General features: G+C 66.4%; 15 protein-coding genes and 1 other RNA gene. 13 read left to right on the top strand and 3 right to left on the bottom strand.

All coding sequences use genetic code 11. The features are described from left to right. Positions 1-228: 228 nt before the first annotated feature. The 3 genes from ASE90_RS01360 to ASE90_RS01350 all read left to right on the top strand — a co-directional run bounded on the left by ASE90_RS01360 (position 229) and on the right by ASE90_RS01350 (position 2,511). The gene (locus ASE90_RS01360; protein WP_055994910.1) at positions 229-1,869 is read left to right on the top strand and encodes a DNA polymerase III subunit gamma/tau; all 1,641 of its coding nucleotides are present in this window, start codon (positions 229-231) and stop codon (positions 1,867-1,869) included. Further along, a complete protein-coding gene (locus ASE90_RS01355; protein ID WP_055994907.1) occupies positions 1,866-2,189 on the top strand; it encodes a YbaB/EbfC family nucleoid-associated protein in 324 nt (107 codons plus the stop codon). The genes ASE90_RS01360 and ASE90_RS01355 overlap by 4 nt, the downstream gene beginning before the upstream one ends. A 73-nt stretch (positions 2,190-2,262) precedes the next feature. Then, on the top strand, positions 2,263-2,511 hold the full coding sequence (locus ASE90_RS01350) for a hypothetical protein (RefSeq protein ID WP_055994903.1): 249 nt from the start codon (positions 2,263-2,265) through the stop codon (positions 2,509-2,511). 59 nt (positions 2,512-2,570) lie between these two features. Here the strand turns inward: ASE90_RS01350 and mtgA are convergent, their stop codons facing one another. The 3 genes from mtgA to ASE90_RS01330 all read right to left on the bottom strand — a co-directional run bounded on the left by mtgA (position 2,571) and on the right by ASE90_RS01330 (position 5,556). Beyond that, a complete protein-coding gene (mtgA, locus tag ASE90_RS01345; RefSeq protein WP_082449287.1) occupies positions 2,571-3,305 on the bottom strand; it encodes a monofunctional biosynthetic peptidoglycan transglycosylase in 735 nt (244 codons plus the stop codon). 339 nt (positions 3,306-3,644) lie between these two features. Next, positions 3,645-4,550 (bottom strand): RNA polymerase sigma factor RpoH, encoded by a 906-nt coding sequence (gene rpoH, locus ASE90_RS01335; protein WP_055994898.1) that lies wholly within the window; start codon positions 4,548-4,550, stop codon positions 3,645-3,647. Positions 4,551-4,602: 52 nt separating this feature from the next. Next, the gene (locus ASE90_RS01330; RefSeq protein WP_055994894.1) at positions 4,603-5,556 is read right to left on the bottom strand and encodes an RluA family pseudouridine synthase; all 954 of its coding nucleotides are present in this window, start codon (positions 5,554-5,556) and stop codon (positions 4,603-4,605) included. Positions 5,557-5,573: 17 nt separating this feature from the next. On the opposite strand from ASE90_RS01330, the gene ASE90_RS01325 reads away from it, so the two are divergent. The 10 genes from ASE90_RS01325 (at position 5,574) to ASE90_RS01285 (ending at position 13,725) form a co-directional block, all read left to right on the top strand. Beyond that, positions 5,574-6,068, top strand: coding sequence for a M67 family metallopeptidase (locus ASE90_RS01325; RefSeq protein ID WP_082449499.1), 495 nt, complete (start codon positions 5,574-5,576; stop codon positions 6,066-6,068). Continuing rightward, positions 6,065-6,703: a histidine phosphotransferase family protein gene (locus ASE90_RS01320; RefSeq protein WP_055994890.1), complete on the top strand. Its 639-nt coding sequence runs from the start codon at positions 6,065-6,067 to the stop codon at positions 6,701-6,703. The genes ASE90_RS01325 and ASE90_RS01320 overlap by 4 nt, the downstream gene beginning before the upstream one ends. 138 nt (positions 6,704-6,841) lie before the next feature. Beyond that, complete coding sequence (locus tag ASE90_RS01315; protein WP_055994889.1) at positions 6,842-9,187, top strand: chemotaxis protein CheA; 2,346 nt, start codon at positions 6,842-6,844, stop codon at positions 9,185-9,187. Continuing rightward, on the top strand, positions 9,184-9,624 hold the full coding sequence (locus ASE90_RS01310; protein WP_055994886.1) for a chemotaxis protein CheW: 441 nt from the start codon (positions 9,184-9,186) through the stop codon (positions 9,622-9,624). Before ASE90_RS01315 ends, ASE90_RS01310 begins: the two co-directional genes overlap by 4 nt. A 61-nt stretch (positions 9,625-9,685) precedes the next feature. Continuing rightward, positions 9,686-10,051 (top strand): response regulator, encoded by a 366-nt coding sequence (locus ASE90_RS01305; RefSeq protein ID WP_055994883.1) that lies wholly within the window; start codon positions 9,686-9,688, stop codon positions 10,049-10,051. Between the two features lie 19 nt (positions 10,052-10,070). Beyond that, on the top strand, positions 10,071-11,120 hold the full coding sequence (locus ASE90_RS01300; RefSeq protein WP_235531611.1) for a chemotaxis protein CheB: 1,050 nt from the start codon (positions 10,071-10,073) through the stop codon (positions 11,118-11,120). Next, positions 11,117-11,953 carry a CheR family methyltransferase gene (locus ASE90_RS01295; protein WP_055994880.1) on the top strand — a complete coding sequence of 279 codons (837 nt, stop codon included), beginning with the start codon at positions 11,117-11,119 and terminating at the stop codon, positions 11,951-11,953. Before ASE90_RS01300 ends, ASE90_RS01295 begins: the two co-directional genes overlap by 4 nt. Before the next feature lie 67 nt (positions 11,954-12,020). Beyond that, positions 12,021-12,704, top strand: a complete 684-nt coding sequence (locus tag ASE90_RS01290) for an N-acetylmuramoyl-L-alanine amidase (protein ID WP_055994877.1) — start codon at positions 12,021-12,023, stop codon at positions 12,702-12,704. 33 nt (positions 12,705-12,737) lie between these two features. Next, an RNA gene (gene rnpB, locus ASE90_RS05450) (RNase P RNA component class A) lies at positions 12,738-13,137 on the top strand. Positions 13,138-13,188: 51 nt separating this feature from the next. Beyond that, the gene (locus tag ASE90_RS01285; protein WP_055994874.1) at positions 13,189-13,725 is read left to right on the top strand and encodes a J domain-containing protein; all 537 of its coding nucleotides are present in this window, start codon (positions 13,189-13,191) and stop codon (positions 13,723-13,725) included. The last annotated feature ends 10 nt before the right edge of the window (positions 13,726-13,735 follow it).

Below are 13,735 nucleotides of genomic sequence, written 5' to 3'. Positions count from 1 at the left end.
GACTGGTGTATTTTTCGGCGCTCCGTTTTCCTTTTCATACATTGTCGGAAAAACACTGCTGTGTTCCCTTCTATCGTACGTTGCTGTCGTGATCGTGCTTTTCATTCCATCTCTACGTCGAAAATAATAGCGCCTATGCGCCGAGAAGGTTGAGGGCGAGTTGCGTGACGGCTGGGTGACCGCATCCAGCAGGCGACACTGCCGCCGCCACCCGCTAAGAAACCCGCAATGTCCGACTCCTTCCTCGCCCTCGACATCCCCGAACAGCCGCAGTCGGCGCAGCCTTACCGCGTGCTCGCGCGTAAATATCGGCCGCAGACGTTCAGCCAGCTGATCGGGCAGGATGCGATGGTCACGACGCTGGGCAATGCGATCAAGCGCGGCCGTCTTGCCCATGCGTTCCTGCTGACCGGCGTGCGCGGGGTCGGCAAGACGTCGACCGCGCGGCTGATCGCCAAGGCGCTCAATTGCATCGGGCCGGATGGTCAGGGCGGACCGACGATCGATCCGTGCGGGGTGTGCGAGCCGTGCCGGGCGATCGCCGAGGGACGACATATCGACGTGATCGAGATCGACGCCGCGTCGAACAATGGTGTCGATAGCGTGCGCGAAATGACCGAGGCGGTGCGCTATGCCGCGGTGTCGGCGCGCTTCAAGATCTACATCATCGACGAAGTGCACATGATGTCGACGCCGGCGTTCAACGCGCTGCTGAAGACGCTGGAAGAGCCACCCGCGCACGTCAAATTCCTGCTGGCGACGACCGAGGTGCACAAGGTGCCGGTGACGGTCCTGTCGCGCTGCCAGCGCTTCGACCTGCGGCGAATCCCGGCGGATCTGCTAGCCAGACATTTCGCGAAGGTCGTCGAGGCGGAGGGCGTCGAGGCCGAGCCGGAGGCGCTGCAACTGATCGCGCGCGCGGCGGAAGGGTCGGCGCGCGACGGGCTGTCGATCCTCGATCAGGCGATTGCGCATGGCGGGCTGGAGGGCGAGGGCGTGCGCGCCGATGCGGTGCGGCAGATGCTGGGCCTGTCCGATCGCGGGGCGATCCGGACGTTGTTCGACCTGTTGCTGAAGGCCGATGCGGCGGGGGCGCTCAAGGCGCTGCGGGCGCAATATGATCTGGGCGTTGATCCGGCGTCGGTGCTGCGGACGCTGCTCGAAACCGTCCATGCGGTGACGATCGTCAAGGTCGGCGGGGACCGTGGGCCGGGCCAGTCGGCCGAGGAACGCGCCGCGTTCGATGCGTGGAGCGCGTTGTCGTTTCCGATGCTGCATCGGTTGTGGCAGTTGTTGCTCAAGGGCCATGAGGAGGTTTCGCGCGCCGCCCTGCCGATCGAGGCGTGCGAGATGGCGTTGCTGCGCATCGTCCATGCCTCGTCGCTGCCCGATCCGGGGACGCTAGCCAAGCAACTGGCGGCGGGGCAGGTGCCGGCGATGACGCCTGCCACGGCTCCGTCTGCGCCGGCTGCGGCGGAAGTCGCGGTCGATCCGGTGCCCGAGACGATGGAGCAGGTCGCGAACCTGTTGTCGAAACATGGCCGCCATTCGCTGGAGGCGCAGTTCCGAAATTGTGCGCGGATGATCCGGCTGGAGCCGAACCTGATCGAGCTGAGCGGATCGCGACCGCTGCCCGCCGATTTTACCCGCGATGTCGAAGTCGCGCTGAAAGGGATCACCGGCAGCCATTGGCGCGTTCTGATCGGCGAGGGGGCGGGTGCGCCCACCTTGCGCGAGCAGGAAACGGCCAAGGCGGAATCGGAGCGCGAACAGGTTTTGCATTCGCCGCTGGTACAGGCGGCACTGGCGGCGTTTCCGGACGCCACCCTCGATCATTGGCAACGCAGCGACGGGAGTATCGCGCGATGAAGAATCTCGACGACATCATGGCTATGGCGCAGAACGTGCAAAGCGAACTGACCAAGGCACAGGCGAACCTAGACACGATCGAGGTCGACGGACAATCGGGCGGCGGGCTGGTCAAGGTTCGCGCATCGGCCAAGGGGCGCATTCTGGGCGTCGACATCGACGAGTCGTTGTTGCAGGCATCGGAAAAGCAGATGCTCGAAGACCTGATCGTCGCCGCGTTCAACGATGCGCGAGCAAAGGCGGATGCGGCGAGCTCGACCGAAATGTCGAAGCTGACCAGTGGCCTGCCGTTGCCGCCGGGGTTCAAGCTGCCGTTCTGATCGATCGGAACGCTGCTGGAACAAGCGCTTCGACGGGTGGTTCTTGGGCGATCGAACTTTTGGGAGATCGTCCATGGACCAGGATCGCATCGAAACCAGCACCAACGGGGCGCCGCATACCGTGATCGTGGAACGGCGTGGATCAGGCGGCGGGCTGCTCATCGGGTTGGCCGTGTTGATCGCGGTCATCGTCGGTGCCTATTTCCTGCTGAACAACGCCAATAACGACAATGCCCGAACTGGTGCGGTCACGTCGGCGGCGAAGAGCGTGGGTTCGGCAGCGGACAAGGCCGGGGACGCGGTCGAACGAGCGACGAAGTAACGTCGGTTGTTTTTCCGTCGCTCGGGATCCTGTTGGGGGTAACGAAACCGGCAACCGGTTCAGTTGAGGCAGCGATCCAGTCGCTCGCGGCGAACGATGCCAATGCGGCGTTCGATTGTGCGGGCGTAGCGGCCGGTAAAGCCGGTCGGCGCGATGCCGGCGCGCTTTTTGGGCAGGGGCAGCACGGCGGCGATCTGCGCGGCTTCGCGGCCGGAGAGTTTCGCCGCGCCGTGTTTGAAGTAACGCTGTGCGCCGGCCTCGATGCCGTAGGTGCCGATCCCGGTTTCGGCCACGTTGAGATAGACTTCCATGATGCGCCGCTTGCCCCACAGCGCCTCGATCAACACGGTGAAATAGGCTTCCATGGCCTTGCGGAAATAGCCGCCGCCCTGCCAGAGGAACACGTTCTTCGCGGTCTGCTGACTGATCGTCGAGCCACCGCGGATGCGGCCGCCCTGTGCATTGCGGCGGGCGGCGTTGGCGATGGCGGCATAATCGAACCCGTTATGACCGCAGAAGCGGCTGTCTTCGGCGGCGATCACCGCGCGGGGCATATCGGGGTCAATGCTCGACAGGCTGCGCCATGATTTGGTGACGCCGTGTCCGGTCGGCACGTCACCGAGCATGGTCAGCGTGATCGGCGGTGGGACGAAGCGCAGCAGCAGCACCCACAGCACCGATAATAGGATGAAGCCGAGCAGGGCCTTGATCGCCCAGCCGGTGAGGCGTCGGCCTACGCCGCGAGGGGCTGTAGCGGGTTTGGGGCGGGAGCGTTGGGTGGTGCGGGCGGCCATGGTGGCTCGCTACGATGGTGCGGCGGGGTTGGGCAAGGGGACGGGCGGTCTTCTGTTGTCGAAGGGGGCGTTATGCGATTGCGGGGTGATCTTGTATTTCGCGGCGGGATCGTCGCAGCTGATGCACCAGTCTTCGCCGCCGCGACGTTTGGGGCGGCCGAGCGTGACGTGTGCGTTGTGGCATGAGCCGTTGATGGCATGGGTTATGGATCCCGGCCTTCGCCGGGATGACGATTGGGGGTGCCGGAATGACGATTGGGGGCGCTGCGATGACGATTGGGGGTTGGGGCAGGGATGACGAGTAGGGGGACGGTTTGGCTCGCCCCCCCCCCTGTCGCGTCAGACTGCGGCCAGCATCCGGCGATCACCGGCGAGGCGCATCATCGCCTTTTGCAGTTTCTCAAAAGCGCGGACTTCGATCTGGCGGACGCGTTCGCGGCTGACACCGTATACCTGGCTCAGCTCTTCCAACGTCTTGGGATCGTCGGTCAGGCGGCGTTCGGTCAGGATGTGCTTTTCGCGGTCGTTGAGGTCGTCCATCGCCTCGACCAGCATACCGTGGCGGACATCGGCCTCCTGCGCCTCTGCGACGACCGAGTCCTGCAAGGGGCCGTCATCGGCCAGCCAGTCCTGCCACTGGCTTTCGCCATCCTCGCGCATGGGGACGTTGAGCGAAGTGTCGCCGCCCATCGCCATGCGGCGGTTCATCGACGTTACCTCGTCCTCGGTCACGCCGAGATCGGTCGCGATCTTGGCAAGATGCTCGGGGCTGAGATCGCCGTCCTCGAATGCGTCGAGCTTCGACTTCATCCGGCGCAGGTTGAAGAACAGTTTCTTCTGCGCGGCGGTGGTGCCCATCTTCACGAGGCTCCACGACCGCAGGATGAATTCCTGGATCGACGCGCGGATCCACCACATCGCATAGGTGGCGAGGCGGAAACCGCGATCGGGTTCGAATTTCTTCACACCCTGCATCAGCCCGATATTCCCTTCGGAAATCAGTTCGCTGACGGGGAGGCCATAGCCGCGATAGCCCATCGCGATCTTGGCGACGAGACGCAGGTGCGAGGTGACGAGCTGCGCCGCCGCTTCCGGATCGCCATGTTCCTGAAACCGTTTGGCGAGCATATATTCCTGCTCGGGCGCGAGGATCGGAAATTTGCGAATTTCGGAAAGATAGCGGTTGAGGCTCGCCTCGCCGCCGAGCGCCGGGATCGTCGCCGGGACGTTGCTGCCAGTTGCCATCGTCAAAACTCCCTTTGTCGTGGGCCACGCCGCATTGCGGCATCACCGTAATCTATACGTGAAGATGATCCAACAGTTCCTGCATGTCTGCCGGAACGTCGCTATCGAACGCCAAAGCGTTGCTTGTCACGGGATGGATGAACCCCAGGGTTGCCGCGTGCAACGCCTGTCGCCGGAAATCGAGCCGTTCGAGTTCGGCGCGCAACGCCGGCCGCCGCCCCGCATAGACCGGGTCGCCGAGCAGGGGATGGCCGATCGACGCCATATGCACCCGCACCTGATGCGTGCGGCCCGTTTCCAGCCGGCATTCGATCAACGACGCGTCGCGCAACTGGCGCAGCTTGCGCCAATGAGTCACCGCATGCTTGGCGAGGGGGGAGCGGACGATCGCCATCTTCTTGCGATCATTGGGGGATCGCGCGAGCGGCGCGTCGACGGTGCCCGCCGACGTCAGCACCCGTCCCGCCGCGATCGCCAGATAGCGGCGGTCGATGCTGTGATCCTTGAACTGCCGTGCCAGCCCCTCATGCGCGACGTCGTTCTTGGCGACGACCAGCAGTCCGGACGTATCCTTGTCGATGCGGTGGACGATGCCGGGCCGCGCGACGCCGCCGATGCCGGACAGATTGCCCGCGCAATGATGCAGCAGCGCGTTGACCAATGTTCCGTCGAGATTGCCGGCGGCCGGATGCACGACCAGCCCGGCGGGTTTGTCGATGACGATCAGATGGTCGTCCTCATAGGCGACGACCAACGGAATATCCTGCGCCACCGTATCGAGGGGGACCGCCGCCGGGAGGGTGATGACGAACTGCTGTCCCGCTGCAACCTTGCGCTTGCCATCGGAGACCGGACCGTCGGGACCGGCGACATGGCCCGCCGCCATCAGCGCCTTGACCCGTTCGCGCGACAGATCGGGCACGACCTCGGCCAGCGCCTTGTCGATCCGAAGCCCGTGCGCGGCATCGGTGATGCGCGCCTCTATCGTGGAAACCCCCCGGTCCATTGCCTACAAAGATGGGCATGAGGCCAAGTTTTACAAGCGAAACGATCCAGCGGTTGCTGATCGAGGCGGCGGCGAACCGGCATGAAATCTGCGGATTGCTGCGGGGCACGAGCGTTGCGATCGAGGCGGCCGAACCGGCCCGCAACGTCGCCGCCGATCCGGCACGCCATTTCGAGATCGATCCTGCGACCCTGCTCAAGGCCTATCGCGATGCCCGACAGGGCGGGGCGGCGGTGCTCGGCTGGTATCATTCGCATCCGGTCGGCAGCGCCGATCCGTCGCCGACCGATGCGGCGCAGGCGGCAGCGGACGGGCGGTTGTGGCTGATCCTCGGACGCGGTACCGCCCGGCTGTGGCGGGCGGTCGCGAACGGTGAACGCCATGGCCGATTCGACCCGGTTTCCTTCGATGTCCGCCATGCCGGCCACGTTGAAAAAAATTGCGGGGCGGTGCACATGGACGCCAGCAGCCGGACGATGACGTTCGTCGCTGCACAGGGATCGCCGCTTTGAACATCAGCCCAGCCGACTTCGCCAGCCTGATGTGTTCGCGATTGTGCCATGACCTGCTCAGCCCGGTCGGCGCGCTCAACAACGGCCTCGAACTGCTGGCCGACGAGACCGATCCCGACATGCGTGCCCGCTGTCTCGAACTGCTGACCGACAGCGCGCGGGCATCGGCGAACAAGCTGAAATTCTTCCGCCTCGCCTTTGGCGCCGCCGGCGGCTTCGGCGATTCGATCGACACGCGGGAGGCGCGGGCGGCGCTGGAAGGATTGTTCGGCGATCATCACAAGGTGAAGCTCGGCTGGATGGTCGAGGCACCGTCGCTGCCCAAGCCGGCGGTGAAGGTGTTGCTGAACCTCGCGCTGATCGCGGGCGACGCGCTGGTGCGCGGCGGGCAGCTGGATGTCGGGGCGGAGGTCACCGCGACCGGCATCGATATCGCGGTGCGCGGTGACGGGCCACGGATCGTGCTCGACGCCGAGCTGCGCGGCGCGTTGCTGGGCGATGCGGCGATGATGACGCCGCGTGCGGCGGCGGCGTGTCTGGCGCGCGAGTTGGTCGAGCAGGGCGGCGGGACGTTGCAGGTATCGCCTACCGATTCGCCGGTGCTGCTGTTCGGAGCTTCGTTCGCAGGCCGATAGAGTTCGGATGCCGCGCGGGTTTCGACACCCCGCGTGTATTCGGGAGGCTAGACCACCCGATCCGTACCGCCATCGCTTCACTAACGGCTTCTTAACCTGCCTGCCGCCATGGTCGTGTCCATAACCGGGCGGGGCCGCATGGACGATCTGTTACAGGAATTCATTGCCGAGACCCGCGAGACGCTGGAAGCGTTGTCGTCGGAGATCGTCGCATGGGAAGCCGCGCCCGACGATCGCGCCCGGCTGGACGCCATTTTCCGCTTCGTCCACACGGTGAAGGGCAGCTGCGGCTTCCTCGATCTGCCGCGCCTGTCGCGCCTCAGCCATGCCGCCGAGGATGCGCTGTGCGGGGTGCGCGACGGCAAGCGACGACCCGATAGCGGGCTGGTCGATGCGGTGCTGGCGATCGTCGACCGGATCGGCGAACTGGTGGAGGCGATCGATGCCGGATTGCCGCTGACCGATGAGGGCGAGGACGAGCTGATCGCCGCGCTTTCGCCGAAAATTGGCAACCCGACAGCAGCGGCGACGCCGGTGGCGGCAGCGGCGATGGCGGCGGGGCGGGCGCCGCTGCGCAGCGTGCGGCTGAACGTCGATCTGCTCGACCGGATGATGAGCGGCATGTCGGACATGGTGCTGGTCCGCAACGAACTGGTCCGGCGGTTGCGCGATATCGCGCTCGACCCCGCGGTCGAGGCGGCGCTGGACCGGCTGTCGAGTTCGGTGGCGGATATGCGTGACGCGGTGACGCGGACGCGAATGCAGAAGATCGAAACGCTCTTCTCGCCCTTGCCGCGCATCGTGCGCGATACGGCGGCGGCGGTGGGCAAGGCGGTGATGCTGACCGTCGATGGCAGCGACGTCGAGCTGGACCGCGAGATGATCGAGGTCATGCGCGACCCGCTGGTCCATATCGTGCGCAATGCCATCGACCATGGCATCGAACAGCCCGCCGAGCGCCGCGCGATCGGCAAGCGCGAAAGCGGACGGCTGCATATCTCCGCACGGCAATCGGGCAACCAGATCGTCATCGAGGTCATCGACGACGGTCGCGGCATCGATACCGAACGGCTGATGGCGAAACTGGCGGCGAGCGGGCAGAGGAGCGAGGCCGAACTGCGCAAGCTGACCGATCGGCAGCGGTGCGAACTGGTCTTTGCGCCGGGCCTGTCGTCGCGCGATACCGCAACCGAGATTTCGGGGCGCGGCGTCGGAATGGACGTGGTGCGCGCCGCGATCGACCAGATCGGTGGACGGATCACGCTGGACAACAAGCCGGGGCGGGGGCTGCGGATCGCGGTACAGGTACCGCTGACGCTATCGATCGTGTCGACAATCGTGGTGCGCGCCGGCAGCCATCGCTTCGCCGTTTCGCGCCAGACGATCGGCGAGATCGTCAACGAACGCGCCGCCAATATCCGCGTCGACCAGCTGGGCGACAACCGGATCGCCCGCATCCGCGACCGGCGTATCCCGGTCGTCGACCTGTGCGACGTGATCGGCGTCGCGACCGAGACGCCCGCCGCGCCCAAGATGCTGGTGGTAGTGACGATCGGTGCAGGCGACTTCGCGATCGCGGTCGACGAAGTGCTCGATACCGAGGAACTGGTGGTCAAGCCCGCCGCGCCGGCGGTGATGGCGACGGGGCTGTATGCCGGGCAGACGCTGCCCGACACCGGGCGGCCGATGCTGATGCTCGATTGCGCCGGGGTGGCGCAGGCGGCGGGGCTGAGCTTTGCCGACGCCATGGATCTGGAGATCGAGGCGGAGGAGGCGGCAGAGGTCGACGACCGGGTTACCGCGCTGCTGTTCAACGATCTGGACGGGCGGCAACGGGTCATCCCGCTGGCGGTGATCGACCGGATCGAACGTATCCGCGCCGGATCGCTCCAGCAAAGTGCCGGGCGCATCCGGCTGGCGATCGACGGGCGGATAATTCCGGCAGAGGCGAGCGATCCGGTGGCGATCGACCGGGTGACGACCGTACTGCGCCTGACCGACGGGGTGATGGAGGTCGCCTATGCGATCGTCGATGCCGTCGACATTGTCATGCTGCCCGAACTGGCCCCGGTCGGCGACGTACCGGGGCCGATCGCCGGGATCGTGCTGCTGGACGGCGAGCAGATCGAGCAGGTCGATCCGCTCTGGCTGTTCGAACGCCATGCGCGTGACGCCGCGTCGGCGCTGATCACGCAGAGCCGGCCGACCTGCCTGTTGGCGGATGGCGGCAGCGGATGGATGCGGGCGTTCCTGCGGCCGATGCTGGAGCAGGCCGGATATCAGATCGTCGAGCGGGTCGATGCGGGCGAGCGGCCGACGCTGGTGCTGGCGCAAGCCGATGTCGCGGTACCGGCCCCCGCCGCCGACGTGCCGGTGGTGCGGCTGCGCGCGTCGCCGGCCGATATCGGCGATGGCAGCATCTATCGATACGACCGCGAAGGCGTGCTGCGCGCGCTGCGCATGGCGGCGGGAGGTCGGGCGTGAGTGAATTGTTTCTGCTGGCCACGATCGTCGGACAGGATGTCGCCATCCGGTCCGACCATGTCGAATCGGTGGTCGATATCGGCGAGATCACGCCGGTCGCGCGCACGGCACCCGCGGTGCGGGGACTGGCGGCGCTGCGCAGCCGGGTGGTGACGGTGATCGATACCGCCATCGTGATCGACCCCGTGCCGCCCCCGGCGAGCCGGCGACGCGCGGTGGTGACACAGGTCGACGGGCATCATTACGCGTTGCTGGTCGATACGCTGGACGATGCGCATCGTTTCGTGCCGAAACCCCTGTCCGCCGGGCTGTTGCCGGGCGCGGCATGGGCGGCGATCGCCAGCGGCCTGATCGATCAAGACGGGCGCGCCGTCCTGATCCTCGACCTGCCCGCCATCGTCGCCCGTGCGGCCGATGCGGGCCGCGTGGCCGCATGAGCATTAACGCGGTGGTTACGAGCGCGGGCTACACCCGGGCGTATCAAGATGGGGTATCGTGATGAAGAATTGCCTGGTCGTCGATGATTCGAAGGTGATCCGCAAGGTCGCCCGGCACATTCTCGAAACGCTCCAGTTCGAGGTGCGCGAGGCAGGGGACGGCCGCGAGGCGCTCGATCAATGCGCAAAGGCGCAGCCCGACGTGATCCTGCTCGACTGGAACATGCCGGTGATGAGCGGCATGGATTTCCTGCGCGCGCTGCGGCAGAGCGAGGGCGGCATGCAGCCCAAGGTCGTATTTTGCACGACCGAGAACGGCATGGCCTATATCCGCGCCGCGATCGAGGCCGGGGCCGACGAATATGTGATGAAGCCGTTCGATCGCGAGACGCTGGAAAGCAAGCTGCAGATCGTCGGCGTCGCCTGATCCGATCCGAATACAGCCCGTGAATGCGCCGTTCACCCCAATTGCCGCAGCCGACGGAACGGCCGTCAGGGTCCTGATCGTCGACGATTCGGCGGTCACCCGGGCCGTGCTGGCCCGGATCGTCGAAGCGATGCCCGGCCACCGGGTCGTCGCCGCGGTCGGGGGCATCGCGCAGGCGACCGGCAGCCTGTCAGGACAGTCCGTCGACCTGATCCTTCTCGACATCAACCTGCCCGGCATCGACGGTCTGTCGGGCCTGCCTGATCTGATGGCGGCGGCACCGGGGGTGCGGGTCATCGTCCTGTCAGGTGACTGCGCCGACGGGTCGCCGACCGCATGCCACGCGCTATCGCTGGGTGCGGCGGCGACGCTGGCCAAGCCCGAATCGTCCCCGCTGGCCGGCGGGTTCGGGACGAGGCTGGCGACGCTGATCGAACGGGTGATGCGGACGGTGCCGCGTGGGGCCGGAACCGGCACCGCCGGCCGCAGCGATGTTTTCGATGTCATTGCGATCGGCGCGTCGACGGGCGGCATTCACGCGCTGGCGCCGTTGCTGGCGGCGATCCCGCCCGATTTCGACATACCGATCCTGGTCACCCAGCACCTGCCGGGGACGTTCACCGACTATTTTGCTCAGCAACTGGCGGGGCTGGCGCGACGTCCGGTCGATGTCGCGCGCGACAGTTTGCGCATCCAGCGCGGGCGGCTGATCGTGGCGCCCGGCGACGCGCATATCCGGGTGGTGCCGACCAGCGAAGGTGCCGCGACCCGGCTCGACCGGTCACCGTCCATCAGCGGATGTACGCCATCGGTCGATCCGATGTTCGATTCCGTGGCGCAGGTATATGGCGCGCGGGCGCTGGGGATCGTCCTGTCGGGGATGGGCCGCGACGGCGCGCGGGGTGCTGCCAATATCCGGGCGGCAGGGGGCATCGTCGCGGTGCAGGATCAGGCGAGTTCGGTCGTATGGGGCATGCCGGGGGCGGTGGCAGAGGCGGGGCTGGCCAACACGATCGGTACGCCGGCACAACTGGGGGCGCTCGTCGCGCGCCGGCGGCGGCCGGCATGACCGTGCAGCGTCCTGCCGGTCCGCTCGGCCCCGCCGCCAACACGATCGTCGCGCTGCTCGAACAGCGGACCGGGCAGCAGCTCGACGCCGGGCGCGCATGGCGGATCGACAGCGCGTTGCAGCCGATGCTGCGGGAGCGCGGTTTGGCCACGCTCGACGAACTGGTGGCGCGGATCAACGGCCGGGGTTCGAACGAGGGCGGGCTGGCCGATCTGGTCGTCGACGCGCTGCTCAATCAGGAAACGTCCTTCTTTCGTGACGCGGCGACGCTCGATACGGTCGTGCAGGCGGCGATCGACATGGTCGCCGAGGCGCCGCGCCGGTTGCGGGTCTGGTCGGCGGCGTGTTCGACCGGCCAGGAACCGTTGTCGATGGCGATGCTGTTCGCCGAGGCGAGCGAGCGGACCGGAATGCAGCTGCCGGAAATCCGGGCGACCGACATTTCGCTGCGCGCGCTGATGCGCGCGCGCGAGGCCCGCTATACCCAGTTCGAAATTCAGCGCGGGCTGCCGATCCGGCGGATGATGCAGTGGTTCGAACCGCGCGACGATTTGTGGGAGGCGAAGGCCGAGCTGCGGTTCCGCCTGCTGTACGGGCAGCAGAACCTGATCGCCGATCCGATGCCGGGGGGCAAGTTCGACATCGTGCTGTGTCGCAACGTGCTCATGTATCTGTCGCCGGCGATGCGGGGACAGGTGCTCAACCGGATCGCCGGCGTCATCCGCCCCGGCGGGCTGCTGGTGCTGGGCGCGGGTGAGACGGTCATCGGCCATACCGACGCGCTGGTGCCGTCGGAGCGCTATCGCGGACTGTACCGGCCGGCGGCGCACTGACCTTGCCTTTCCCTGCGTCCCGCCGCAATCGGGACGCAGTGGGGTGAGGGGAAAGAGTCGCGTGCAGATGATCGAGACGCCGTCGCCGAACTTCGGCGAACGTTTGCTGCCCGTCACCATGCTGGTGCTGCATTATACGGGCATGACCGACGCGGCGTCCGCGATCGCAAGGCTGACCGATCCGCGGGCCGAGGTGTCGGCGCATTATGTCATCGACGAAGTCGGCACGATCCACCGACTGGTCGCCGAGGACAAGCGCGCGTGGCATGCCGGCAAGTCGCACTGGCGCGGGGTCACCGACGTCAACAGCGCGTCGATCGGCATCGAACTGGTCAATCCCGGACACGAATTCGGCTATCGCGATTTCCCCGAAGCGCAGATCGACGCGCTGATCCCGCTGGTCCACGATATCAAGGACCGGCATCAGATCACGCGCGGCAATGTCGTCGGCCATTCGGATATCGCTCCGGCGCGCAAGCAGGACCCGGGCGAGTTGTTCCCGTGGAACCGACTGGCGCGGCTGCGCCTCGCGCTGCCCCGGCCGACCCGCAACCTGATGGACCCGGGATGGAGCGATGCCGGGTTCCTGCTGGCACTCGAACGCTTCGGATATGACGTGTCCGACCGGCATGCGGCGATAACCGCGTTCCAGCGGCGTTTCCGGCCCGAAATGATCGACGGCATCGCCGATGGCGAATGCCGGATGCTGTTGCTGGCGCTGTTGCTGCCCAAGCCGCAAGGCGACGATTGAACCGGCGCGCTCCGTCCGCTAGGGGCGGGAGCGTCAGAGGGTCAGGCGGCCGCGTCACGCGCAAGCGTGCCGAGGAAAGTCCGGGCTCCACGGAAACGACGGTGCCGGGTAACGCCCGGCGGGCTTTCGGCTTCGGCCGGGGGTTCAGGGACAGTGCCACAGAGAGCAGACGGCCTTTGGCTTCGGCCGGGTTACGGTGAAAGGGTGCGGTAAGAGCGCACCGCGCGGCTGGTAACAGCAGCGGCATGGCAAACCCCACCGGGAGCAAGACCGAATAGGGGCGGCATGAAGGGCGCAAGCGCTTCGGGGCATGTTCCGGCCCGCTGCCCGGGTTGGTTGCTAGAGATGGCGCGCAAGCGTCGTCCAAGAGGAATGGTCGCCTATCCTGTTTCATGCAGGTGGACAGAACCCGGCTTACAGACCCTCTGACATTCGCGCGCGGCAATGGGTTGCGTGGGGCGCACGGCGGCTTATTTCGAAGACAATGGCAAGATATACGCGATCGAACGACTGGGGTTTTCCCCGCTGGCGGGGGTACACCGAGGGCCGCGAGGCGCAGACGGTGAAACTGTGCGATCGCCATGGCTGCACCGAACCCGGCAAATGCCCCGCGCCCAAATCGCCCAGCAGCCCCGATCGCTGGTATTTCTGCGAAGCGCACGCAGCCGAATATAACAAGGGCTGGAACTACTTCGAAGGGCTGAACGAGGAAGAGGCCAAGGCGCGGGAAGCGGACGAGCGCCGTACCGCCAACGGCTATGCGGCATCGGCATCGAATGCCTGGGCCGGGTCGGGCGACGGCACGCGTTCGCGCGACGAAATGCGCGCGCTCGACGTCCTCGAATGCGATCCGGACGCCGATTTCGATACGATCCGGCTGGCATGGCGCAAGCTGGCCAAGGTGAACCATCCCGATGTCCGCCCCGGCGACGCCGATGCGTCAAAGAAATTCCACGCGATCCAGGCGGCCTATGACGTGCTGCGGACGGCGGAAGAACGGCGGAACTGGAAACCGGCGTGAGGACCCCCGT

This window comes from Sphingomonas sp. Leaf67 (assembly GCF_001421965.1).
Taxonomy (GTDB): Bacteria; Pseudomonadota; Alphaproteobacteria; order Sphingomonadales; family Sphingomonadaceae; genus Sphingomonas.
Note: the sequence above shows the minus strand (reverse complement) of the source record. Positions and strands in the feature narration are given on the sequence as shown.

Excerpts from the sequence above, each read along its gene's own strand:
- ASE90_RS01290 (WP_055994877.1), top strand. The coding sequence starts at position 12,021 with ATGATCGAGACGCCGTCGCCGAACTTCGGCGAACGTTTGCTGCCCGTC.
- ASE90_RS01315 (WP_055994889.1), top strand. The coding sequence starts at position 6,842 with ATGGACGATCTGTTACAGGAATTCATTGCCGAGACCCGCGAGACGCTG.
- rpoH (WP_055994898.1), bottom strand. The coding sequence starts at position 4,550 with ATGGCAACTGGCAGCAACGTCCCGGCGACGATCCCGGCGCTCGGCGGC.
- ASE90_RS01355 (WP_055994907.1), top strand. The coding sequence starts at position 1,866 with ATGAAGAATCTCGACGACATCATGGCTATGGCGCAGAACGTGCAAAGC.
- ASE90_RS01285 (WP_055994874.1), top strand. The coding sequence starts at position 13,189 with ATGGCAAGATATACGCGATCGAACGACTGGGGTTTTCCCCGCTGGCGG.
- ASE90_RS01330 (WP_055994894.1), bottom strand. The coding sequence starts at position 5,556 with ATGGACCGGGGGGTTTCCACGATAGAGGCGCGCATCACCGATGCCGCG.
- ASE90_RS01325 (WP_082449499.1), top strand. The coding sequence starts at position 5,574 with ATGAGGCCAAGTTTTACAAGCGAAACGATCCAGCGGTTGCTGATCGAG.
- ASE90_RS01350 (WP_055994903.1), top strand. The coding sequence starts at position 2,263 with ATGGACCAGGATCGCATCGAAACCAGCACCAACGGGGCGCCGCATACC.
- mtgA (WP_082449287.1), bottom strand. The coding sequence starts at position 3,305 with ATGGCCGCCCGCACCACCCAACGCTCCCGCCCCAAACCCGCTACAGCC.
- ASE90_RS01295 (WP_055994880.1), top strand. The coding sequence starts at position 11,117 with ATGACCGTGCAGCGTCCTGCCGGTCCGCTCGGCCCCGCCGCCAACACG.
- ASE90_RS01360 (WP_055994910.1), top strand. The coding sequence starts at position 229 with ATGTCCGACTCCTTCCTCGCCCTCGACATCCCCGAACAGCCGCAGTCG.
- ASE90_RS01305 (WP_055994883.1), top strand. The coding sequence starts at position 9,686 with ATGAAGAATTGCCTGGTCGTCGATGATTCGAAGGTGATCCGCAAGGTC.